Origin of the sequence: Mycolicibacterium austroafricanum, from assembly GCF_902705885.1 — a bacterium.
Taxonomy (GTDB): domain Bacteria; phylum Actinomycetota; class Actinomycetes; order Mycobacteriales; family Mycobacteriaceae; genus Mycobacterium; species Mycobacterium vanbaalenii_A.
Map to the genome: position 1 here is coordinate 394,903 of NZ_CACSIP010000001.1, position 22,868 is coordinate 417,770.

The following is a 22,868-nucleotide window of genomic DNA, read 5'->3' on the forward strand; positions in this document are numbered from 1 at the left end:
CTGGAGCCAATTTATAGGCGAAGTTGAGGGTACTGGTGGACAAATGCAGGGCGCCACCACCACCGTTGGATTCGTTGACAGAACCCACTATTGAGGAGCAGCTACATGGATCTACTGAGTGCCAAACAGGTTTCAGACATCATCGGCATTCCCGTTGGAACTCTCCGCTACTGGCGCCACTGCGACATCGGACCGGCCAGTTTCACCTTGGGCCGCCGAGTCGTCTACCGGCGCGACGAAGTGCTGCGATGGATCTCGGAGCAAGAAAGCGCAACCCGGCGCGGAGGCGGAGACGCCGCGTGAACCGCACCCACGAAAAAGACCCCGGGGCCTAGCCGAGGTCTTTGTTCGAACCACCTGATCATCCGACACGGAAGTTCCACATGAGAATAGCTCGTCAACGCAGCCTGCATAAGCACCGTATGCAGGAAATCCTATGAGCGACAACACCGAGACGGACAAGAAGTCGGTAGCCGCACGCTTGGTCAGCATGGCACAGGAACGCTACCTGCTCGGGCTCTCAGAAGAGGGCGAGCCGTTCGGCGCTGACCGCGACCGCCCGCACTTGGTGATGCTGCTCCGCGCCGGCAAGGCCGGTCTACGCGCCGACCTCGCCGCACGGTACTTCGCCGAAACCGGCGCGGTCGCCGGCGGCCAGGCGCTGACTGACGCCACCCTGATCCTCGAAGGTTTGGCTGCCACGAAGCCGCCCGAACGCCTCAACCTCCGCGTCGCTGACGATGACGGCACCATTTACATCGACACCGGACGGCCCGATGTCCAGACGATTCGTATCCGACAGGGCCGGTGGACGCTCACCGAACGGGCACCTGTGCGCTTTCTGCGTACCAAGTTGACCGGGGCGATGCCGCTGCCGGCTCAGGGCGGGAATGTCGAGAAGCTCTGGGATTTCGTCAACGTCGACTTTGAAGACCGACCGGTCCTCCTTGCTGCCCTCGTTGCCGCTCTTGTCCAGACGGACGTCCCCCACCCGATCTTGGCGCTGTTCGCCGAGCAGGGCAGCGCCAAGAGCACAACCACGCGCATGCTGGTCGATCTCATCGACCCGTCACCGGTCCCCCTGCGGCAGGCACCGCGTGACGCCGACTCGTGGGTCACTGCAGCCTCCGGTTCGTGGGTCGTTGCCTTGGACAACCTGTCGACTATCTCGCCGTGGTTGTCGGATTCTCTGTGCCGCGCCGCCACCGGCGACGGCAACGTCAAACGGGCGTTGTACACAGACTCCGATCTCGCAGTCATCAAATTTCGGCGGTGCGTCATCATCAACGGCATCGACGTCGGAGCAGTGCGGCCCGACCTCGCGGAGCGACTGGCGACTGTCGACCTGCGACGCATTGATCGCCACATGCGACAACCGGAAGCCACGATGCGACAACAGTGGCGCACGGCTCTACCAGGGATTTTGGGCGGGCTTCTCGATCTGGCCGCCGTCGTCCATCAACGGCTGGAAACCATTTCGGTCGACGTGTCGCCACGGATGGCGGACTTCAGTCGCACGCTGGCGGCCGTTGACGAGATTCTGTCGACCCATGGCTTCCGGCGTTACCTGTCACGCGCCAATCAACTCTCCGAAGACAGCCTGTCCGCCGACCCGTTCATCGAACAGCTACGGCTGCACATCCGGGAACCGCTCGTCGCAAAGTCCGGAGGCGACCTGCTGGCGACAGTCACGCCAACCGGCGACACCTGGCGCAGGCCGAAGGAGTGGCCCCGGAACGGGCGGGATGTCACGGCCGTCCTACGACGGCACGCACCCGCGCTACGGAGTCTGGGTTGGGCGATCGAAGACGATGGCGCTCGAAATCATCGGAATGTCCTGTTGTGGACCGTCTACCCGCCCTACAAAGATGTGTCGGCCAAACAACACTCGCAATCCTCGCGTCCCTCGCGCATTTCGGCTCCGCGGGAGCAGTCGTCCTCTGTTCAAGAGCTGCCCGCGCACCGCCAGACTGTCCCGAAGGGTCATTCAGCCGACGATCTAGACGTCGAGGCGTCGTGACCGCGCTTGTCGGGCTAGCGGCGTCGGCACCATCGGGCAGAATCTGGACCAGGTCCCTCAACGGGAGGAGTGGTCTTCGTGAGCACGCAATTCGACGCGATCGTCCAGGCGGTCATCCACGACTGGCCTGACTACGGGTGGTCAGGCCAGTTGGAGGCGGCCATCAAGCAGCTGTATCTGTCAGATCTTTCTTATCCAGCAACATGGTCCAGCGAACGCCGCGAGGAGTTCGCAGAGCGCCACGCCGGCGACGATGCGCTTCTTCTCACCACCTCGTTGGACGATCTCATCGATACCGTCACAGATCGCTATGCGCGCGATCACGGAGTTCTCCCCCATCGTGACGATGCGACCCTGCTTCTCGAAGCGGCGCGACGAGACGCAATCGACGAACTGGAGCTCCGCTTCGTGGCTGACCTACCTGCCGAGATCGCCGCGTTGACAGCCCACGGTGTTGGAAGGGCAAATGGCTCTCTGACGGCGTGCGGGCCGGCCCAACGGCGGCAGAGCAGCACACTGCGCCTAAGCCGTCCTTAGGTAGGTTCCGTTTTGCGGCGGCACCATCCGCTTCGAAATGGCCTTTCGCACTCCCGTGTCGACAGACGAGATGCGATCGAGCGGCGCATAGATCCCTTGAAGCCGCGTTCGCTATTTCCGGACCGGGGGCCGCTGCCTCTCCTGCTCCTCATCTCTGACGATAGCGCCTACACTTGTCGGTAGGTGCATCTAAGGTGCATCTCTATGGACAGGACAGTATGACCATCGATCCACACACACTTCGCCCAGCTGAGGACGTTCCATTGGGGGGGCTGCCCTCGGCCGATCCGACCCTGCTCGGAAACGCTCCCCTCGAAGTCGCAGTGATCGAGATCCGGTATACCGCCCGTACCGACGAGATCACACCGGAGGTCGCCGCTGCTTTCCGGGACGACCTTGTGGAGAACACGGGGGTGGACTTCCCGAGCATTCAACCCACCGTCCAACAGCAGATGAGGATCGACTTCGGGGCCAACGGCGTTTCCCAGGTGGCAGCGGAGTCCAGTGGGTGGCAAATTGCTTCCGCGGACGGAGCACACGTCACGCTCATGCCCGACATCCTGATCATGCAGGTCAACCGCTACGAGCGGTGGCGTACCAGCATGAAGGCTCCGCTAACCGTTCTGGTCGAATCTCTCGGACGGTTAGTCAAGCCATCGTTGGTGCACCGCATCGGTCTGCGGTACGTCGACCGCTTCCATGACAGTGGGTTCAACTCTGCAGAGGCTTGGCGTGGCCGGATCGACGACACCCTTCTGGGCCCTGTGCTTAACCCAGTGTTCGGCGGCAGTGTTCGAGGTGCTCAACAGCAGGTGGAGATCCGGCTTGATGATCATCACGGCGCGTTGCTGCGGCATGGACCAGTTCGCGATGATTCGGGCAAGTGCGTGCAGTATCTACTCGATACGGACGTGTTCCGCCACTCCTCATTCACGTTCGACGTGCGAGAGGTCGTCATCTCAGCGGAGCGGCTGAACCGCACTTCGTTGTCACTTTTTCAGGCGTCGGTTACCGATACCTACCTGAAAGAGCTTCGAGAAGGGAGCGCGAAATGACGATCATGGAGCAGCAGCCGACCGGCTCCCGCGTGCTCCGGTCACCTTCCTGGGCCCGAGCACAAAAGGGCCTGTACCCGGCCCCTTGCGAGGACGGACTCTGGTCCAGCACGTTCGTGGAGATGAGTTCATCGCCGGGGTTGCGGGATGTCGTCGCGCATTTCTCTGGAGCCCTCGACCCGTGCGGATGGGATCAGGTTCGCGTCGAAGTTTTCAAGAGTCTCGACGGGCAGATGAACCTTCCGGGCTCGGCGCTGTGGTTGACGATGCCGTATACATTCATCGATACGGTGCTGTCCGACGAGCAACAGGTCGACGAGACGGTCGATGTTCTTGATGCCTTCGAACGAATCCGAGCCGAACTGGGCCTAACGCAGAAGGAGATGTTCAAGGCCACCGGCATCAACAAGCGCACGTTCCACTCGTGGGCGGCAAAGCCCCCCGCCAGCCGGCCCCGTGTAGCCAGCTTGGGTGGACTGTGGGAGTTGGCGGACGCCGTCGACGACCTCCGCAGCACACTGGACCAGCCGATGAACAGGTGGCTGCGTGCCGACAAGAAGCGAGCCTCCGCACTACTCGACGGCCGGTTCGACGACCTCGTTGACCTGGCTGTGGATCGGACGCCGTTCCCTCGGCGAGAGATCGGCACTTCGGTATACGAGGGGATCGCCGAACACGTCGAGACACCGATCATTCGAACCGGTGGTCCGGTGGTGACCGAGAACGTCGAGGACGGATTCGCCCGGTGACTATTGATCGACTCCTGCCGGAGCGATGGCCCCCGCACACGCTTCTCGCTCTGGAGCGGTGGCGGCAAGGGCATCTTCTCCCGATGGATCGCGGCGCATGGATCGTCCCAGCGTGGGTAGACGACCCTGTAACCGGAGAACCCGCTGCCGATGGAGCGTTGGGTGAGGTGCGTGCTCGGTCAGCACCATTGAGTGACAGCGGGTATGCCGCGGTGGTGTCACAGACCTGCGACATTGCGGGCGGTCCCGGGATGCGGCATCCGCTGGTGCAGGCATGCCCGGTACGCGACATCTCAGTCTTTTCGACGGAGAAGGTCCAGCAGATCAAAGACCATCAGCTCTCCGACTACGTCTGGCTAAGTGAGCCTCCGGTTCCTGGAGCGGTTTGGGCCGTGGACCTGCGCGCGATCGTTCCGGTCAGCAAGGGTTTGCTCGCTGCGCAGGAACCGGTCGTGGGGTTCGCCTCGATTGAGGACGAGCTCATTCTCGGACAGCGCCTTGCCAGCAAACTTGGCCGGCCTGCTGTGCACGATGCGCTTGCCGGTCCGGTATTCGAAGCTCTGCGCAAACTCATTTCGAAGGCGAAGAAGTCGCAGGACTGGTGCGATGACGTCGAACAGCTTCGTTTGGAGATCGTCGAGGGGACCACACTGTATCCGAAGCGTGTGCGACTACTCGTGCTGACAGACGTCCGCTTCGGACCGTCGGAGAAGAAACCGCTTCGCGACGAATGGAAGTCCCATCGGAAGTCATTGAACGCCGCCGGGATTACTTGGGAACCAATCCATTTCCTCACGGTCGACAAATGCCCCGTGCGACTCTATCGCGCGTCGGTACCCATCGAAGCGCCGACTCTCGAGCGCGGACGGTTTGCATAGACCCACTCGGGGTGTCCGCCTCACCAATCGCACAGCTGATTTCGGACAGGGTGGCCCCACGTACCTATCGAAGCACGCCGCGGTCCGCTCCCGGCCGGATCGCGGAGTCAGAAGGCAGGTTACGAGCGACTGCGCTCACTGGCGACGGATCCGCCCTAGGGCGCTCGGCAACGCCGATGCCGATGTTGCGCAGGACGCACATCGATTGCCTGGCGGGTTATCTGCCACGTGACCCAGGTTACGCAGCGCGCATCACGCGGGCACAACGGGCGTTGACGACCAGATGATCGATACGGTTGCTGAGCCGTTCAGGCGCGATACGGATAAACAGCTTTGGCGAGATCACGCGCCGCCGTCAGAGTCGCTCGGTCGAGGTCCTTGTGCCGTGCCCGTTCCGTGAGCCTCGCTAGCAGCGTGCACAGCGCCCGCTCGTCCCGGGAGGCAATGTCTGCGGCGTCGAGCGCGCTGACAGGGACAGGAGCCGGTGAATCTTCAGGCGTCAGGGCGAGGTCGGTCGCGGAACCGGCCCTCGGCACCTCGACGACGCGGATCGGCGTTCCGTGGCGCTCGGCAGCCATGCGTGCAGCAGATGAGTCGCGCCGACACGTGTCCGAGCAGTAGAGCCGGCAGCGTCCGCGACGTGGCCTGTCTTCAGGATCCATCATCAACACATCGCATCGCACGCACCGCGGCCACTCCGTGTCCACACGAGCGTCGCGCCATGCATCAGCGCGCGCAGCCGGTTGCTTCTTAACGGCTTTCGCCGCCTTGCTGCGCAGCAGCGCGCGTATCTCTCTGACATCAACACCGACCAGCTCGGCGATAGCCGCCAACGTCGCGCCACGTTCCCGCATGTCCTTGATCGATGCACAGGCTTCCGCGTAATAGCGGCTGCGCCTGCGCTGCGCCTCCGCCTCCGCTTGCTGGCGAGACTGCGCGACGCGACGGGCCTGCCATTCGTCCACATCCTGCAGGCGTCCGATCAACGCCCGAACGGCGGTCGCGTCATCGGCGTTGGCACGGTCCTGCTGCGCTCGCACTTCGTTCGCTCGGCGTTGCGCCTCGACGGCGCGACGACGCGCCTCCAGTTTCGACACAGCAGTCATGTCGACAACCTACGAAGCAACACGAGGTTTCGTCCACGACCACAGCCACATTCGTCTCAGTTCCGCGCGTCGCTCAGCGTCACTTCCGATGGCGCGCCCCGGCCGCTGTCGTCACTGCCGAGTAACCCGCCCCGCTTGCCACCAAGCCATCCCTGCCAGCCAGTTCCTCCAATTCCGACACACCTCTTGCACTCTGGGGCCAGCACGATCACTTTTCGTCGGACGATAAACACGCATCGATCCGCAATGCCATTGACGAAAGTGCTACGGGGTCTCAACGCGAGCAACCGCACTGCGAACGCTGAGGCGGTTCACGTCGCCTGGCCCGACATAGTCGTCGTGGGCATGCCTGCGATCTGCGTGCACGGCCCCTAGCGAGTGACGGCGAACATTTCGCCGGTGCCATCGCCGACGTGACTGGAGTGCAGAGGAAAGTTCGAAGACCAGCCAGACTGGGCGCAGTGAAACTCGTTGCCGCTAGAGGGCTATGCGAGCGGTCGCCCTGCATGCAGACTGGCGGCCTTCACGCGCTTGGTCTCGCCATCGTCGCTCTTGCAGTGGGCGGCGAGAAAGCCATCGACGAGGTTCTCGCAGTCGTCGTGAGTGATGCCGCGAATCCCGGTCATCCGGGCAAACGCCAGTGGGCCGACCAGTTGGCACAGCGCCAGTTCTCGGTCGAAGTTCTCCAACTCGGCTTGCGCCGTCGGGCTAGAGAGTATGGCGTCGAACGGTTGCCGGTACTGGTCGACGACTCGGGCCCGCAACGCGCCGGATGTGTGTCGATCATCGGCTTCGTTCGTCGGGCCGGTGGGACCAAGGGACAGCCATGCCAGCGTCGTGACATGCAGTGGCGCGTCGTTGAAAAGAGCGGCTTGGCGGCTTAGCAATTCGATCAACTGGTCACGCAGAGGGCCGCTGGTCGGTACCGGAGTCGCCACCTGGGGAAGCAAGCGTTCGAACGTGGCTGCGAGCAGGTGCGACGAACTTTGGAAATGGCGGTAAAGCGTGGTTCTGGCCACTTTGGACGCTTTGGTGACGGCATCGATCGTGACGGCTTCCACGCCGCCAGTGCTCAGAAGGGTCGCGGCTGCATCCAGCAGTCGATTTCGAGACCGGATTCGCCGCGGGTCCACGTCATCGTCAGGGACCGGCGCTGGCTGACTGTCGCTCACTCATTCACCTCGGCGGTCGATTTCACGCGATGCTGTCCTGGCAGTCTAGCAGTGTGGTACTAACGGTATCGAAGCGAAACCGATAGTATTGGAGCGTGATTGTGCCGGAAAGCGCGTCGCTGCCGAAGCGGTTACCTTCGCACACGACAACGTGCATGGGTTGCGGCCCCGACAATCCCCACGGACTGCAGTTGGTGGTGCACCGCCGCGGCGACGCGGTGTACTCCGACGTGATTTTCGACGAGCGCCACATCGGGGCTCCTGGGCTGGCCCATGGCGGAGCAGTTGCGGCGGCGTGCGATGACGTCTTGGGATTCACATTGTGGATCGCCGGCACACCAGCGGTGACTCGCAGCCTGACAGTGGAGTATCTGCGGCCGGTACCTCTGCATCAACCCCACAGGATCACCGCCCACATCCGGTGCCGCGAAGGACGGGCTCTGCACGTCATGGCGACGGGCACTGATTCCGATGGGGCCAACCGCTTCACCGCCACTGCGGTATTTGTCGCGGTCAGCCAGGATCACTTCGCTGCGCACGGCGACGTCAGTGCTTTTGGCGGCCTTCTCGAACAGTTCTCACGTCACGGCGGCCTCGACGACGGGCGACCATGACGCTCCCCCTTTCTCGCAGCCATGGCAAAACCCGACCGCTGGAGGCAAAATCAGCCGGCGGCCGGACGCGGACCGCTGTAGCGCCCGCCTCGCATTCATCCACCCAGCGCCGGGAAGCGATTCTGGACGCGGCCCTGCTCGTGGCCACGTCAGGTGGCTATGAGGCGGTTCAGATGCGGTCGGTCGCCGAGCGGGCCGGTATCGCCGTCGGCACGCTCTACCGCCACTTCCCGGCGAAGACCAACTTGTTGGTGGCGGCGCTATCGCGCGAGTTTCGCCGACTCGACTCGGCTGACGACTGGGCTAGCGGTGACGGCACGCCATTGGAACGGCTCGAACGTCTCACCACACACCTACATGACCGCTGGCAGCGCGATCCCTGGCTGACATCAGCCATGACACGAGCGTTCGCCGTTGCAGACACCCGGGCAGCCGCAGAACTAGACTGCGCCGCCGCCGAAATTCAGACCCTGCTGGCCCGCACGCTCAGGGGCGGCGAACCGACTCCAGCCGATTTACACATCGCCGCGATCATCTCCGACGTGTGGCTGGCCAACCTCGTGGCCTTTTGTGGCCACCGAGCGTCGGCCGCCGATACTCGCGAACGCATCGACCTGGCCACTCGGCGCGTGGTGACCAGCCGCGCACGACCCGCGGAAACCGCATAACGATACTAGTAGTATCGCAGCGCTACCTGAAGTACCCTTAGGGCGAGGCTCGATGACGCGGCGAAGGAGAGTGCCATGTATACCCAATGGATCGAAAATTGTGTCGTGCAACGCGTCTCCGTGCGCGACGGCCTGGTCCTGGACCTGGACGACTACAACGAGATTGTCATCTCGTGCCCCTTGCTGCTGACACTGCCTGCGGTCGACCCGTATCCCGCAGAAGCGGTACGCATCGATCCACTCAAGATCGCGACTGACGAACGCCCGTTGTTGAACCTCGCCGGCGCGGTGTGCACTCAGGCCTGGTCCGGCGACGATGGAGGGCTACACCTGAGGTTCTCGCGTGGACACAGCATCGACGTCGACCCCGATTCCGAGGAAACGGCATGGGAGTTGTACGGCAAGCGCCACGGCTACATGGCATGCCTACCCCGGGGGCGGGTACGCGTGGTCCGCCACGACCTCCCCGACAGCGACGACGCCAACATCCTCAACAACGCCGCACAACCGTCGGCGGGGTCGGCGCGACAGACGCACTAAATGCGACCGCGGACGGGGACGGGTCAACTTCGGCGGCAATGCGTGGATCAGATTGAACGTGGACCGGACTGCCCTGGCGACATCGAGGCGGGCGAGCATTCCCGAATGATGCTGTCGAGGTTTTGCTGCACGCGCTCGGGAGCGATGCCAACCGATGGTGAATACAGCATGATGTGGTCGAGGACGCCGTCGTAGCGTCTCAGCTGTTCACGGACCTCGTGTGCCGTCCCCGCGACGCCCATGGTGTCGATCATCTCCTCGGACACCGCGGCGAACATCGCCGGGAAATCGCGCTGGGCGAATGCTTCCCGGATGGTTCGGCCTTCGCTGGCGAAGCCGTTCACATCAAGTACCGTCTCGTAGGATTTGACCGAGGAGTAGAACGCAATCTGCTGCGCCAGTTCGCGCCTGGCGACCTCGGCGTCGTCGTGGATGGCGCACATCACCATGGAAATGATTTCCACGTCATTGGGGTCGCGGCCGGTGTGCGCGGCACCCCTGGCGATAGCGGGCCGGACGATCTCCTCGACGTAGGTGGTGGTGAACAGGGGATGTCCGGCCAGCCCGTCGGCCACCCGCCCGGCCGCCTCGCACATCCGAGGCCGGACACCGGCGGTGACGATCGGGATCGGCCGGCTGGAGGGTCCCACGTCGCCGGTCGGCGTGAGATTCATTCTGTAAAAACGACCCTCGTGATGGATCGGGCCTTCATGCAGGTTCCATATCCGGCGCAGCAGCATCACGAGTTCTTCCATCCGCAGCGCGGGCGCGGAGGTGTCGGGCACGCCGTGCCAGTCGCTCATCATCCGCTTGGTGCCGTTGCCGATGCCCAGCACCAGCCGTCCGTTGGAGAGTTCGTCGAGATCACGCGCCTCGGTGGCCAGCACCAGGGGGCTTCGGCCGACGCCGTAGAGAATGGAGGAACCGATCCGGCAGTTCTGTGTGCAGTTGGCCATCGCGGCCATGGAGATCGAACCCGACCGGGAGTAGAACTCCGAGGCCCATACGGCGTCGAACCCGGCCGCATCGGCGGCGTGTGCGGTCTGGGCCAGTGACTTCAAATCCGCGCCGAGAACCGACAGGCCGTAGGTGCTCATGACCGGTCTCCTGTGCGCGGGCGCGGGCCGTCGAATACGACGGCGCTGACCCGTGGCCGCCGTCTGGTGGAGGTGATCCTCGGCGACCAGGTACATGAGTGCGTTGATGATGTTTGCGTCGAGCGGGGTAAGAGACGTGGAACGCGCGCGGCCAGCCGTGCGCCACCTCCAAGGCTGGTGCTCAGCATCTTCCCTCCCTGGGTGACCGCACAATGCAGGGTGTCGAAGTCGCCTTCTGTATGGAACTAGTGAAGTGCGCCATCGTGACGACGACGAATAACCCTGAGGCGGACGCGACTAGCTGACCGGTAGTCTCCTCGCGCAATTCTGTCCGGACTTCGAGTTTCCGGCCGGTCTTGGACACCAGCTCCGCGCTGACCTCGTAGGGGACCCCCAGCAACACCGGCGCGTAGAACTCGGTATCGAACCTGCGGGTGACGGCCATCTCACCGACGACGTACAGCAACATGCCCACCATGTCGTCGAGTACGGTCATGACTGCGCCGCCATGTGCGATACCGGGTGCGCCGCGATGTCTGCCGTCGAAGATATGCCTGGCACCCACCCCGTCGCCATGCCGACGCGCTCGCAGGCGATGACCGTGCGGATTGTCTGTGCCGCAACCAAGGCACCACGGGTGGTGCGCATCAAGGTAGTCGCCGTCGGCGGCGACAGCACGATCCTGAAAGCTATGCCACCATGCGATGGCCGAATCTTCTTCCGCTTGCTCTTCGATGACGAAACCCTCCTAAATAGACCCTCGTAGCGCGTGGTTCACCACACGACTGAAGAATTGCGCCGGCGTCGACTGGGCTGATCGCCGGTAGATATGTATGTAGGACTCGTTAGCCCGCCGAGATCATCGCTGCGACACACCTTCCGATTAGGACACTGTCGGCTATCTGGTCCTGCCCGTAATCCCTTGGACTGCAGTGTATTCATAGCCGGCCAGATCGCGTCACAATGAACTGGCACACAGTCCGCAGCGCCTCACAACTCCTGGGAGAAGGCGTCACGCTGGGCTCCAGCGCCAGCCATGAGCGGGCCGTACCGGTGATGCAACTCTGTAACGATGTCGGTGAAGGGGAGATCGTGGTACCAACCGCGGTCGTTGAGGTACTCCATGTGTTGGCTTCCCCCACCGTCGTAGGCATGGAGGAGCGCATCGGTGTGGCCGTCGAAGTCGATCGGAGGTACACCGAATCGCGCGCAGAGCTCGGCATTGAACGCCGGAGTGGCCTTCACCCAGCGGTTGTTGAGTTGTAATTCGCTATATCCGTGGTAGACGAACACGTCGGTACCTCCCATCCGGGCACGCAATGTGGTGGTCTGCAGATGGTTGCGCACGTCCGCGAATCCGAGCCGGGCCGGAATGCCCGCCGCACGAGCTGCCGCGGTCAGCAGCACCGCCTTCGGTATGCAATACGCCCTCGACGCTGTCGCTACATAGCTCGCCCGATAATGCTCGGGATCGTCGTCGGTGCTATAGGGATCGTACCAAATCCTGTCCCGCACAGCGGTGAAGATCAACCTCGCCTTCTGCACAGGGTCACGAACGTCACCGACCGCGTCCTCGGTGAAGCGCTGTACATCGTCGTGCTGCCAATCGAGGAACCCAGTTGTCTCCAGGAAACTCGATTCGTTTGAAGTGTCGCTCACAGATAGCCTTTCAGATAAGCCTCGAGGCCGGTATCGACAGTGCCAACGGATCGACTGGCCGTTTCGAGGGCTTCGACGAGGCGTGTTTCGGAGTCCGGGATCGTCGCGGCGATTTTGGCCGCAGCGAGACTACGACTCCGTAGCGATGTGCCGGCATCGGTGGCTGCGGCCGCAAGCTCAGACCACGCTTGGGAAGCGTGTCGGGCCGCGGCCGCCGCTTCGGCTGCGGCGGCGTCCCCGAGGAGATCGGCGATATTCTGGCAACCTTGTGCTTGCAGCATACGAAAGAGCCCGCCACCGGTTCCGGCTTTCTCGATGAACGCCCCGAGCCCGAACAATGCCGCGGTCAGGGCGTCGTCATCAAACACCGTTGGCCAATGCCGTACGTCATCGGCGAACTCCTGCACACCCTTCAAACCGGAGGCCTCGACTTCAGCTGCCTCGATGCGCAGTAGCGGCGCACCTACGGCACCGCCGCGCATGAAAGCTGCGCTCGCGGCTAATGCAGTGGCGGCAATCGGCCCAAGGTCGGGCACTCGCTCCGGCCAGTCGACGTGATATGTGGTGTGCCGGGTCGGTGTAGGGAACCCTACCGAGGACCGCGCCCGGCGCAGGTCGTCATAAGCCACCGTTTGGGTGGTCTCGCGGTCATTATCGACCACATAGGCAACCCCTTGTTCGTCATCATATCCGGTGATGACGATGTCGTGACGGCTCATGTGCAATCGGACGCGCAGGTAAGGAAGTTCGCCGATGTCAGCCCAGACCATGACGGGTCGGCCCTTGTCGACTTCGTCGGTAACAAATGACCATCCCACGTCTGCGTCATCGGTCGATCGCACTACGCAGTTTGCACCAACTCGGGAGAGGTAGTCTTTTTCCAGGTCGCTTCCTCGTCCTACCAGGTAGATCTGGGGAAACAATTGCGTAGAGCGGACGTACGAGAAGTCCAAGGCTCCGCCGAGGGTGAAGACCAATCCTTCACTGAGTGTTTCTGTCCCCCATCCTAGTTGTGCCCATTCAGTAAGGTCACGCAGCGCACCGGAACCACAGTGCCCTCCTCTCCTGTGGGGATAGGGAATTTCAATCCTCGCCATCGCCGCTTCCTCTCTTGTCCAATAGCACTGTTAAGACTCATCGAAAGCTACGTTCCATCAAGGCGTCGCGGCTGGCGGTAGGTGCCAGAACTGGTCGACCGCAGCCAATCTCACCCGCGCAGCTCGACCGCCTATGACTATGGGAAACATTGCTTTCGATCGCTATCCGCATCAAAGCGTCAACGGTGAGAGCCCCTGACCCGCAGCATCGCCATCGTTGTACTGAGCTCGCTTGGTGCCGTTTTGCGCTTCCCTGCTTTCGGTGCTCTGTCAGAATCGGATGAGTCCTCGGATGTTGCGGCCTGACCGCATGTCGTCGTAGCCCTCATTGATCTCATCGAGGGTGTACTCACGGGTGATCAGCTCGTCGAGTTTGAGTTGTCCGGAGTTGTAGAGTTCGACGAGCCGCGGGATGTCGTGGGCGGCGTTGGACGAGCCGTAGAGGGCACCGCGGATCTGCTTTTCATACAGCGTTAATTCCAGCAGCGAGCCCGACATCGACGTGTCTTCGGGGTGTCCGATCGCGGTAATGACCACACGGCCGCGTTTACCGACCAGTGATAGCGCCTCAGCGGTGTAGGCCCCTTCGGCGACGTCGGTGGTCAAGACGCAGACGTCGGCGAGTTTGCCACGGGTGATGTCGCTGATCAGTGACCAGGCCTCATCGATGGTGGCAACGGCATGCGTCGCGCCGAAACCGCCAGCTTGTTCGCGCTTGAACTCCACTGGGTCGACAGCCACGATGGTCAACGCGCCAGCGATGCGGGCGCCTTGGATCGCATTCATGCCGATGCCGCCGGCGCCGATCACGACCACGGTATCCCCGGCGCGCACGTCACCGGTGCGTACCGCCGAGCCGTAACCGGTCGTGACACCGCAACCGATCAAGGCCGCCTTGTCCAACGGTGTCCCGTGGTCAACCTTGACCAAGGAGGCCTTCGGCACCACGGTGTATTCCGAGAACGTGCCCAGCAAGCACATCTGGCCGACATCCTCGCCGCGGGCATGGAAGCGGTAGGTGCCGTCGATCTGGGGTCCCATCATGATCGCCGCACCCATGTCGCACAGGTTTCCCATCCCGCGCGCGCAGTAAGAGCAGTGCCCGCAAGACGGCAGGAACGTCAGGATGACCGAATCGCCCTCGGCCAGGTCCTCGACACCTGCACCCACCTCGACCACGGTGCCGGCGCCTTCATGACCACCGACGACGGGCAGCGGAAACGGCAGATCACCGGTCACCAGGTGTTCGTCTGAATGGCACAACCCGCTGGCGGTCAACCGGACCAGCACTTCATCCGCACCGGGCGGATCCAGCTCGATCTCATCAACCTCCCACTTCTCTCCCAAGCCCCAGAGCACGGCAGCGCGTGTTTTCATGTGTGTCCTCTCCTCAACGTCGGTGCTTCCGTAGCAGTGGATGGTTCACGCCAGCGTCTCGACGGCGAGCTCACCGTCGGCATGCTGGCGGCGCAGCTTCTTCTTGTCGAACTTGCCAGTAGACGTCAACGGAACGTCGGCGACGAACGCCCACCGTTCCGGTAGCCACCACTTGGCCACCCGTGCACGCAGGAACTCAGTCAACTCCGCAGCGGTGGCGGTGCAGTCAGCGGCCAGGACCACCACTGCCAGCGGCCGTTCCTGCCACTTGTCGTCGGGCACTCCAATCACCGTGGCGGTGCGTACTGCAGGGTGAGCGGCCAACTCGTTCTCCAATTCCACCGAGGAGATCCACTCCCCTCCAGACTTGATCACGTCTTTGGCGCGGTCGGTGAGAGTGATGAACGCATCGGCGCTGATGGTCCCGACATCCCCGGTGCATAACCAACCGTCCGGCGACACCGCCGGACTGTCATGCTCGTAATAGGACTGAGTGATCCACGGGCCGCGGATCTGAATCTCCCCCACCGACAGTCCGTCCCAAGGTTGTTCTGCACCGCTGTCATCAACGATGCGCGCCTGCACACCGGCCACTACCCTGCCTTGGGTTCCCCGCAGGTAAAGGGACCTCTCCGGGGTGTCGGTGTTCCGCGGCAGAGCGACCGCAGCCAGCGGGGAGGTCTCAGTCATCCCCCAGGCCTGCACGATTCGGATGCCCAGTTCGTCATAGGCAGTCATCAACGACCTCGGAACCGCCGAACCACCGCACGCCACCATCTCCAGCGAACTCACGTCGTGGCCGGGATTGTCGCGCAGGTAGTGCAAGACATCGGTCCAGATCGTCGGCACAGCGCCCGCCATCGTGGGCCGGGCCGCCTCGATCATCTCCACCAATGGCCCCGCCTGCAGGAAACGGTCAGGCAGCAGAAGCTGCGCCCCCGCCATCATCGCCGCATACGGCAACCCCCAGGCATTAGCGTGGAACATCGGAACGATCGCCAACACCGTGTCGTCATGACCGATGCCCAAGGCGTTCGAGGTGCACGCCGATTGAGAGTGCAACCACGTCGAACGGTGGCTGTAGACAACGCCTTTCGGGTGCCCGGTAGTACCGCTCGTGTAGCACATCGCTGCGGCCGACTGCTCGTCGACGTCGGGCCAGTCGAACGTGCTCGGCTGGGCTGCCACCACATCGTCGTAGCGAAGGACGTCCTTTCCGCAGCCCTGCACTGCGGTAAGATCACCCGTGCCGGTCACCAGCACCGTGCGCACCGAGGTCATCGACGGCAACGCCGCCGCCAACAGGTTCAGCACCGTACCGTCGACGATGATCACCTGATCTTCGGCATGATTGGCGATCCACGTCAGCTGTTCAGGTGGCAGCCGCAGATTCAACGTATGTAGCACCGCACCCATCGACGGCACCGCCGCGTAACAGTCCAGGTGCTCCTGGTTGCTCCACTGCAGCGTCGCGACACGCTCGTCTCCACAAATGCCTATCTCGCGCAACGCATTCGCCAACCGCGCCGCACGCTGCCCCAACTCATGATACGACACCCCAGAGATCTGTTGGGGTCCGCGTGCGGTCAACACCTCGCGATCGCCATGGACTGCCGCAGCATGGGCCACGATCGCGGGCACCGTCAACGCAACGTCCTGCATCGTGCTCCTCATCGAGAGCCCGCCCGACAACCCTTGATGAGGCGACGGTCACGCATCGATGAGGTCCTGCCGATCCTGACTCTGCAGCATCAACCGGTACTCGGGGAACAGATTCTTGGCCTGCGGAATCAACTTGATCAACTTCGGCACCGGGCCCTTTGCGCGCACCGTCCCCTTGGCCATCGCCATCGTCAGGTTCACCTTGCCCAGCCAGAACTTGTTTCCAGTGTCCGCCGACATGAACAACTCCACGTTGGGCACCGCGGTACTGGCCGCTCCGGTCTCCACCACCTTCTTCGGCATGTCCACCGTTACCACCGCGTCCGGATCGGTGTAGTGCACCCGTAACACCACACCCGAATTTGCGAGCTTGTCCGCCAGTCCCTCCTTCTCCAAGCCCCGTTGAAAGATCCCACCCAAGAAGGCATAGACCTCGTCCTCGTCCTTGAATACCGCCACCGTCAATCTCCACCAATCTCGTTGTCAGAACAGAACAGTCGCGAGCATCGACTCAAGACGATGCTCCCCCCGCAAAAATCGTCACGCCTGTTGGCGACCTCCACTAGCTTCTGATGCGCTGCGGTAACACCGCCGAGGTGCCCGGCGGCATCCGCTAGCCAGTCCCCGCGGCCAGCGGAGTTGGATGGCGGTTCTCGCTGACGTTCGTCTCCGACACACGCGTCGCAATCGCAGTCGCCGTCCCATCGCCCATGCAGCCATGACCTCAGACCGAGCCGGCGAGCATGAGTTCGGCCCGTTCGACGGGGACCTGCTGCGTAATGACCCGCTTGCTGAACATGAAGTCGCGGGGGCGATTGATGCAGTCGGCGGCGATGAGCTCGCCGGCACGCAGGTAGAAGCAGGTGAAGTCGCGGTCGCGGGTCGGGTCGCCGCTGAGGACCACCTCGTCGTACCCGGTGTTGAGACCCGCGATCTGGAGCTTGAGGTCGTATTGATCTGACCAAAACCAAGGCAGCGCTGATATCTTCTTGGACTTCCCGCACAAAGTCGCCGCCGCGACTTTGGCCTGCTCGGCCGCACTGGGCACGGACTCCAGACGTATACGGCGGCCGTAACGAGCCATGTCGTGGCTGACGCAGTCCCCGGCGGCCATGATGGCGGAGTCGCTGGTCTGGGCTTGGTCGTCGATCACGACGCCGTTGTCGACGACCAAGCCCGCGGCAGCGGCGAGCTCGGTGTTCGGCTCAACGCCGATGCCGACAATGACGAGGTCGGCGGAAATCGATTCGCCACCGGCCAGGACTACTTCGCCGACTTTGCCGTCGCCAGACAGAGCCTCGACCCGCGCGCCCGTCTGGATGTTGACGCCCGCCTCCCGGTGGATCCGGTCGAAGAACGCCGATACCTCCGGGGCGGTCACCCGTTCGAGGACGCGCTCCGTCGCCTCGAGCACGGTGACCTCTAGACCCAACGCACGCAAGGAGGCAGCCGTCTCCAATCCGATGTAACCGCCGCCGATGATCACGGCTCGACGCCCCGGTCTGGTGGCGTCTCGGATCATCTCGACGTCCGCCGCGGTGCGTAGGTAGAAGACTCCGGCCAGGTCGGCGCCTGGGGTGGAGAGCCGACGGGGGCGCGCGCCCGTGCACAGCGCGAGCCTGTCGTAGGGCAGCACCTCGCCGGTGCTCAGCGAGAGGTGACCCGCTGCGCGATCGATTGCCTCCACCGTCGCATCCAGAACTTCGATTCGCAGCTTTGTGTAAAACTCGGCGCTGCGGATCGCGAGCTTGTCGACTGTGCAGTTCCCGGCCAGATATGCCTTCGACAGCGGAGGGCGTTGGTAGGGCGCTGCCGATTCATTGCCGACGAGGACGATCTCGCCGTCCCATCCTTCTTGACGAAGGCTGGCCGCCAGTTGGGCGCCCGCGTGGCTGGCGCCCACGATGACCGCTCGATGCAAAGTCATGCGCCGGCTTTCGGGGTGAGGCGGACCATCAGCTTGCTGATTCCCCTGACGAAGTTGGATTGCACGTATTCGGGCTCACCAATGACCTCGATCTTCTCGAAACGAGGAAGCAGCTCCTCCCACAGGATCCGCAACTGCATCTCGGCCAACCGGTTGCCCATACAGCGGTGGACGCCGAACCCGAAAGAGATGTGGTTGCGGGCGTTGTCCCGGTCGATGATGAAGTCGTCGGGCCGATCGAATACGCGCTCATCGCGGTTTCCCGATGCGTACCACATCACGACCTTGTCACCCTTGCGAATGAACTGACCATTCAGCATGGTGTCGGCCTTGGCGATCCGGCGCATGTAGGCGAGTGGCGTCTGCCATCGGATAATCTCGGAGTTCATGTTGGGGATCAGGTCGGGATTTGCTTTCAGCTTCTCGAACTGGTCCGGGTAGCGGTTCAACGCGAGAACGCCGCCGCTCATCGAGTTCCGGGTCGTGTCGTTGCCTCCGACGATCAGCAGCAGAAGGTTGCCCAAGAACTCCATCGGCCGGTCGATCAGGTCTTTGGTGCTTTCATTGCTCTGCAGCATGGTGATCAGATCGAACCCAGGCTCTTCTCCGGCACCGGTCCGGGCCGCCTTGTCGTGCCAGTGCCGGCTGAGATCTCGGGCCATGGCGCGCATGCCGACGAACGTCTCGTCAAGGTCCGAGGGACCGCCGTTGGTTTGCTCCATCGAGGTTGCCAGATCCGACCACTCGACAAGCTTGCGACGCTGCTCGTACGGAAAGTCCAGCAGGGTCGCAAGCATTCGAGCGGTCAGCTCGATCGAGACGTCGTGAACCCAGTCGAACGGCTGATCCACGGGGAGGTTATCCAGCACCTCCCTTACGCGCGAGCGAATCAGACCCTCCATTTCCCGTAGGTTCTTGGGTGCGACCACCCCTTGGACAGCCGCCCGCTGCAGGTCGTGGCGTGGTGGATCCATCGCGATGAACATCTTGATATCCAGGAAGCGGGGCGGCACCCCGATGACGATCAATGGCTCAGCGGAGAAGACCTCATGATTCTTGTCGACGGCCACGATGTCGGCATGCCGGGTGACGGACCAAAACGGGCCGAAGGCACTGTGCCGCTGATAATGGACCGGAGCTTCGTTACGCAGGCGCTCGTAGTATGACTGCCAGCGCCCCTGGCGATAGAGAAAAGGATTGCTGAGATCGATGTCGGCGAGTTCGACCTCCTCGGCCGGCGGAATAGGACGCTCTACAAAGAGTTTCTTCCCGTTCGTACCGGTCACCCAACGCCGAGTTTTGTCGTAGGCGTGTGCACCTTGAATCTGCAGGTCGATCGGGATGGTCGCCTGAACTTTCTCGGCGACCTTTTCAGAGATTTTTACCATGTTTGACCACTTCCCTTCGTCGTCACATCTGGAACTCCGGCAGATGGACGATCAAGCCGTCCCATGCCTCGGAGGCCGTCATCTGGCAGGACAGCCGAGAGGTCGGCTGACGCTCGGGGTTCATCGCGAGCATCTCCTCTTCGCCGACGCCGGAGGAGCCGACCTGATCGGACCACTGCGGATCGACGACGACGTGGCAGGTACCGCACGCCGCTTCGCCTCCGCAGTCGCCGTCGATGCCAGGCACTGCATTGTTGGTCGCGACCTGCATGAGTGACTGGCCTTCATCGAGAGGCACCTGGTGCTTGTCGCCGTCGTGGGAGACAAAAGTGACAACGGCCATTACCGACTCCTCTTAAGTTGCCCTGAATGTGAATACTTGTTAACAGGATTGTCCAATCCGAGCGCTTCCGCTATGTTTGCGCGGATCAGGAACTTGTGGATTGGGCTCAGGGGGCACGATCGGTGAAGTTCAGCAACGCCGGTGTGCCTCCGGTCGCGTTCGTGCAAATGCTGGAGAGCCAGGCACTCGACCCGGACGCCGTCGCGCGGCTTCGCACCATCATGGCGCGCGAGGGAACCGACGAGGCGACGCTGATGCAGCACGATGTCCAGGCGCCACTGCGGTGGTTTCGCGATCTGTACCCCGATCTAGACGTCGACCGGGCAACCCTGCTCGGCTTCTCGTTTGCAGGACAGGCACAGTTGACATCTTTCGGCCCGTTGAGCGTCCCGCTGGTCAGCGCAGGCTCGGTAGCCGAGATCGTCGAGCTGCTCACCTATCTACCGTTGATCACCACGGCGATCAATGCACAATTCCGTCCAAACGACCAAGGTCTCACCGTCGGGCTCTGGGGGCACACAGGCGATCGGGCCCTGGACTGCTTAGCAGTCACATATACCGGCTCGGCGTTGTTACGACTGCTGGACATGCTCGTCAGTGACGCGCTGACCGTCACGCTCCACTTGAGTTGGTCAGCGCCGGTCTCCCTGAACAAACTCGCGGCAGAGATGGTACTAGCCGGGCGCCTGTTCTTTGACGCACCGATGTCCTACCTTCATGTTCCCGTCAACGCGCTCAATGAAGTGTGCCGGTTCTCCGATCCCCTTGCGTATCGACTCGCCGTCGCCGAGCTGAGGCGGACCCTCGACGAGCAGAGCGGAGCCACGTCCTTCTCCAAGAAGGTGAGACGGTTGTTGGACGAGGATCCCGGACAGCGAAGTTGCCAGCGGGTCGCAGACGAACTCTCGGTATCCACCAGCACACTCAAACGCCGGCTCGCCGAAGAGGGCACCACGTTTCGCGAGTTGCGCCAGTCGTGTCTGCGGGAGAGCGCGATGATGCTGTTAATCACCCGATCAATGTCGGCAAGCCAGATCGCGACCGAGCTCGGATACGGCGATCTTGCTAACTTCTCACACGCCTTCAAGCGATGGACCGGCCGCTCTCCGAGCGAGTACCGACGCTCACAACGCTGAGGATGTCCCCGCACGCCCGGAGATAGCCGGTCATGGGTAGCTTCTTCTTCTGAAAAGAAGTAACCGGTGCTTAAGAATCAGCCACGACGTCACCGAACGGCCGTGGAGGCCGCTGACCGAAGTCGAGTGAGTCATCAGTAGCAGGCCAAACCGTGCCCGACACGGCGACTGAACGGCAGAGCCGGGCGCTGGTGTGAATAGTCATTCGCTATTGTCGATACATGCCAGCGAAGACAGTCCGCACCGAACTCACCTCGGGCGCCATCGAAGGATTCACGCGGGACGGCGTCAATCGCTGGCGTTCCATTCCCTACGCCAAGCCACCAGTCGGCGCGCTGCGGTTCAAGGCTCCCCAGCCGGTCGAAGCGTGGGACGGCGTCCGACCCTGCCACCGATTCCGCTACTGCGCTCCACAGCCCCGCCGATACACCATCGTCGGTCCGGGCAAGTTCCAGCCCATGAGCGAGGACTGCCTCACCCTCAATGTCGTTGCACCCGACGGCGGCTCGGACCGACCTCTGCCCGTGATGTTCTTCATTCACGGCGGGGCGTACTTCCTGGGCAGTTCCGCGACACCGATCTATGATGGCGCGTCGCTTGCCCGCAGCGGTTGCGTGTACGTATCGGCAAACTACCGCCTCGGCGCGCTAGGGGCTGTCGACCTGTCGTCGCTGTCCACCGCAGACATCCATATTGACGACAACCTCTACTTGCGTGACCTCGTGTCGGCGCTCAGGTGGGTACGCGAGAACATCGCGGCATTCGGCGGCGATCCCGATAACGTGACGATCTTCGGAGAGAGCGCGGGCGCGCACGCCGTTACCACTTTGCTGGCCGTGCCAGCGGCGAAAGGGCTTTTCGCACAGGCTATCTCACAAAGTCCGGCCGGCGCGCTATCCCGCTCCCAGGAGCTGGCCGCGGAGTTCGCCGCCAAGTTCGCATCCATTCTCTGCGCCGACGAGCGGGAGCCCGCCCGCCTCCTGTTGGCGGCGCGTCCGGCTCAACTGGTGAATGCATTCGATCGCTTGCTCACCACGAGTGCATCGGACCTTGCTGGCGGTTACCCGGTGGGATGCACATTCGGAACCGACTATCTACCGTCCGAGCCCATTCAAGCGATGCGCGACGGCAAGGCGTACCGTGTGCCGCTGATCGTCGGTACGAACGCCGACGAGGGCCGGTTGTTCACTCGCTTCCTCAAACTCCTCCCGACGAACGAAGCCAAGATCGAAGCGTTACTAGCGGGAGCGGAACCCACCTGTCGCGAGCGAATTACTGCTGCCTATCCCGAATATCCGGCCCCCGATGCCTGTATCCGACTGGGGGCCGACTTCACATTCGGATCGACACTGTGGCAGCTCGCGGATTCCCACAGTCGGCACGCCCCCACATATCTGTACCGCTATGACTTCGCCCCGCGAACTCTGCAATGGGCCGGGCTGGGTGCCACCCATGCGACGGAGCTTCTTGCGGTGTTCGACGCCTACCGCACGCCGCTCGGTCGGCTACTCAGCGCCGGAGCCGATCGCCGCTCGGCCCTACGCGTGAGCGACGACATGCAAGGGCGCTGGGATGCTTTCGCACGCACCGGAGTTCCAGGAGACGGCTGGCCGCGCTACACCAGCGACGCCCGTCCGGTCCTCGTCTTCGATCGCGCTTCGCGAGTGGACAACGACCCCCACGCCGACCGCCGGAAAGCATGGGAAGGTTTTCAAGTCCTCGGACGCTGACGAGCGGTTCCCCGCGGCGACGCATGCGTTCACAGCATTTGGCACCGATTGTTTCTGGGAGCCAAGGGTGAAACGGTGGCAAGGAGCACCTCCGGCGTGCCAATCCCAAAAGG

Annotated in this window: 24 protein-coding genes; 12 read left to right on the forward strand and 12 right to left on the reverse strand. The window is 62.8% G+C overall.

Annotated features, from left to right (window positions below):
- The first annotated feature begins 105 nt into the window (after positions 1 to 105).
- From BEMPMBAN_RS01990 to BEMPMBAN_RS02015, 6 genes are all read left to right on the forward strand, one after another.
- Complete coding sequence (locus tag BEMPMBAN_RS01990) at positions 106 to 303, forward strand: helix-turn-helix transcriptional regulator (RefSeq protein WP_062657835.1); 198 nt, start codon at positions 106 to 108, stop codon at positions 301 to 303.
- Positions 304 to 436: 133 nt separating this feature from the next.
- Positions 437 to 2,020, forward strand: a complete 1,584-nt coding sequence (locus BEMPMBAN_RS01995) for an AICE element replication initiation protein (RefSeq protein ID WP_067992223.1) — start codon at positions 437 to 439, stop codon at positions 2,018 to 2,020.
- A 78-nt stretch (positions 2,021 to 2,098) separates the two neighbouring features.
- Positions 2,099 to 2,557, forward strand: a complete 459-nt coding sequence (locus tag BEMPMBAN_RS02000; RefSeq protein ID WP_131822210.1) for a transposase — start codon at positions 2,099 to 2,101, stop codon at positions 2,555 to 2,557.
- A 218-nt stretch (positions 2,558 to 2,775) separates the two neighbouring features.
- Positions 2,776 to 3,612, forward strand: a complete 837-nt coding sequence (locus BEMPMBAN_RS02005; RefSeq protein ID WP_070953156.1) for a TIGR04255 family protein — start codon at positions 2,776 to 2,778, stop codon at positions 3,610 to 3,612.
- A complete protein-coding gene (locus BEMPMBAN_RS02010) occupies positions 3,609 to 4,361 on the forward strand; it encodes a helix-turn-helix domain-containing protein (protein WP_043985060.1) in 753 nt (250 codons plus the stop codon). The genes BEMPMBAN_RS02005 and BEMPMBAN_RS02010 overlap by 4 nt, the downstream gene beginning before the upstream one ends.
- A gap of 83 nt (positions 4,362 to 4,444) precedes the next feature.
- Positions 4,445 to 5,239, forward strand: a complete 795-nt coding sequence (locus tag BEMPMBAN_RS02015; protein WP_070953155.1) for a hypothetical protein — start codon at positions 4,445 to 4,447, stop codon at positions 5,237 to 5,239.
- A 308-nt stretch (positions 5,240 to 5,547) separates the two neighbouring features.
- Here BEMPMBAN_RS02015 and BEMPMBAN_RS02020 read toward each other — a convergent pair whose 3' ends face one another.
- The gene (locus tag BEMPMBAN_RS02020) at positions 5,548 to 6,345 is read right to left on the reverse strand and encodes a coiled-coil domain-containing protein (RefSeq protein WP_067992214.1); all 798 of its coding nucleotides are present in this window, start codon (positions 6,343 to 6,345) and stop codon (positions 5,548 to 5,550) included.
- Between the two features lie 485 nt (positions 6,346 to 6,830).
- Complete coding sequence (locus BEMPMBAN_RS02025) at positions 6,831 to 7,517, reverse strand: TetR/AcrR family transcriptional regulator (RefSeq protein ID WP_067992211.1); 687 nt, start codon at positions 7,515 to 7,517, stop codon at positions 6,831 to 6,833.
- A 155-nt stretch (positions 7,518 to 7,672) separates the two neighbouring features.
- Here BEMPMBAN_RS02025 and BEMPMBAN_RS02030 point away from each other — a divergent pair, with 155 nt between their 5' ends.
- The 3 genes from BEMPMBAN_RS02030 to BEMPMBAN_RS02040 all read left to right on the forward strand — a co-directional run bounded on the left by BEMPMBAN_RS02030 (position 7,673) and on the right by BEMPMBAN_RS02040 (position 9,339).
- Positions 7,673 to 8,131, forward strand: coding sequence for a PaaI family thioesterase (locus tag BEMPMBAN_RS02030; RefSeq protein WP_218620378.1), 459 nt, complete (start codon positions 7,673 to 7,675; stop codon positions 8,129 to 8,131).
- Positions 8,128 to 8,799: a TetR/AcrR family transcriptional regulator gene (locus BEMPMBAN_RS02035; protein WP_067992207.1), complete on the forward strand. Its 672-nt coding sequence runs from the start codon at positions 8,128 to 8,130 to the stop codon at positions 8,797 to 8,799. The genes BEMPMBAN_RS02030 and BEMPMBAN_RS02035 overlap by 4 nt, the downstream gene beginning before the upstream one ends.
- Positions 8,800 to 8,874: 75 nt before the next feature.
- Positions 8,875 to 9,339 carry a DUF6188 family protein gene (locus BEMPMBAN_RS02040; RefSeq protein WP_062655118.1) on the forward strand — a complete coding sequence of 155 codons (465 nt, stop codon included), beginning with the start codon at positions 8,875 to 8,877 and terminating at the stop codon, positions 9,337 to 9,339.
- A 47-nt stretch (positions 9,340 to 9,386) separates the two neighbouring features.
- Here the strand turns inward: BEMPMBAN_RS02040 and BEMPMBAN_RS02045 are convergent, their stop codons facing one another.
- Positions 9,387 to 10,436 (reverse strand): LLM class flavin-dependent oxidoreductase, encoded by a 1,050-nt coding sequence (locus tag BEMPMBAN_RS02045; RefSeq protein ID WP_062655119.1) that lies wholly within the window; start codon positions 10,434 to 10,436, stop codon positions 9,387 to 9,389.
- Between the two features lie 181 nt (positions 10,437 to 10,617).
- Positions 10,618 to 11,001: a PaaI family thioesterase gene (locus BEMPMBAN_RS02050; RefSeq protein WP_078281697.1), complete on the reverse strand. Its 384-nt coding sequence runs from the start codon at positions 10,999 to 11,001 to the stop codon at positions 10,618 to 10,620.
- Here BEMPMBAN_RS02050 and BEMPMBAN_RS02055 point away from each other — a divergent pair.
- Entirely contained in the window at positions 10,969 to 11,202 is a 234-nt protein-coding gene (locus BEMPMBAN_RS02055; RefSeq protein ID WP_162291742.1) for a hypothetical protein, read from the forward strand. The two genes, BEMPMBAN_RS02050 and BEMPMBAN_RS02055, sit on opposite strands and share 33 nt — an antisense overlap.
- Before the next feature lie 224 nt (positions 11,203 to 11,426).
- Here BEMPMBAN_RS02055 and BEMPMBAN_RS02060 read toward each other — a convergent pair whose 3' ends face one another.
- The 8 genes from BEMPMBAN_RS02060 to BEMPMBAN_RS02095 form a co-directional block, all read right to left on the reverse strand.
- Positions 11,427 to 12,095 (reverse strand): transglutaminase-like domain-containing protein, encoded by a 669-nt coding sequence (locus BEMPMBAN_RS02060; RefSeq protein ID WP_043985051.1) that lies wholly within the window; start codon positions 12,093 to 12,095, stop codon positions 11,427 to 11,429.
- Positions 12,092 to 13,192 carry a BtrH N-terminal domain-containing protein gene (locus tag BEMPMBAN_RS02065; RefSeq protein ID WP_067992202.1) on the reverse strand — a complete coding sequence of 367 codons (1,101 nt, stop codon included), beginning with the start codon at positions 13,190 to 13,192 and terminating at the stop codon, positions 12,092 to 12,094. The genes BEMPMBAN_RS02060 and BEMPMBAN_RS02065 overlap by 4 nt, the downstream gene beginning before the upstream one ends.
- 270 nt (positions 13,193 to 13,462) lie before the next feature.
- Positions 13,463 to 14,569: an NDMA-dependent alcohol dehydrogenase gene (locus BEMPMBAN_RS02070; RefSeq protein WP_067992199.1), complete on the reverse strand. Its 1,107-nt coding sequence runs from the start codon at positions 14,567 to 14,569 to the stop codon at positions 13,463 to 13,465.
- A gap of 45 nt (positions 14,570 to 14,614) precedes the next feature.
- Positions 14,615 to 16,231, reverse strand: coding sequence for a fatty acid--CoA ligase (locus BEMPMBAN_RS02075; RefSeq protein WP_078290122.1), 1,617 nt, complete (start codon positions 16,229 to 16,231; stop codon positions 14,615 to 14,617).
- A 48-nt stretch (positions 16,232 to 16,279) separates the two neighbouring features.
- A complete protein-coding gene (locus BEMPMBAN_RS02080; RefSeq protein WP_067992196.1) occupies positions 16,280 to 16,690 on the reverse strand; it encodes an SCP2 sterol-binding domain-containing protein in 411 nt (136 codons plus the stop codon).
- Positions 16,691 to 16,955: 265 nt separating this feature from the next.
- A complete protein-coding gene (locus tag BEMPMBAN_RS02085) occupies positions 16,956 to 18,158 on the reverse strand; it encodes an NAD(P)/FAD-dependent oxidoreductase (protein WP_067992193.1) in 1,203 nt (400 codons plus the stop codon).
- On the reverse strand, positions 18,155 to 19,546 hold the full coding sequence (locus BEMPMBAN_RS02090; protein WP_011895434.1) for a cytochrome P450: 1,392 nt from the start codon (positions 19,544 to 19,546) through the stop codon (positions 18,155 to 18,157). Before BEMPMBAN_RS02090 ends, BEMPMBAN_RS02085 begins: the two co-directional genes overlap by 4 nt.
- Before the next feature lie 22 nt (positions 19,547 to 19,568).
- Positions 19,569 to 19,889 (reverse strand): 2Fe-2S iron-sulfur cluster-binding protein, encoded by a 321-nt coding sequence (locus tag BEMPMBAN_RS02095; RefSeq protein WP_011895435.1) that lies wholly within the window; start codon positions 19,887 to 19,889, stop codon positions 19,569 to 19,571.
- 122 nt (positions 19,890 to 20,011) lie between these two features.
- Between BEMPMBAN_RS02095 and BEMPMBAN_RS02100 the strand changes: the two genes are divergently transcribed.
- On the forward strand, positions 20,012 to 21,025 hold the full coding sequence (locus tag BEMPMBAN_RS02100) for a helix-turn-helix domain-containing protein (protein WP_041800299.1): 1,014 nt from the start codon (positions 20,012 to 20,014) through the stop codon (positions 21,023 to 21,025).
- 221 nt (positions 21,026 to 21,246) lie between these two features.
- Positions 21,247 to 22,755 carry a carboxylesterase/lipase family protein gene (locus tag BEMPMBAN_RS02105; RefSeq protein ID WP_067992190.1) on the forward strand — a complete coding sequence of 503 codons (1,509 nt, stop codon included), beginning with the start codon at positions 21,247 to 21,249 and terminating at the stop codon, positions 22,753 to 22,755.
- Positions 22,756 to 22,868 lie beyond the last annotated feature (113 nt).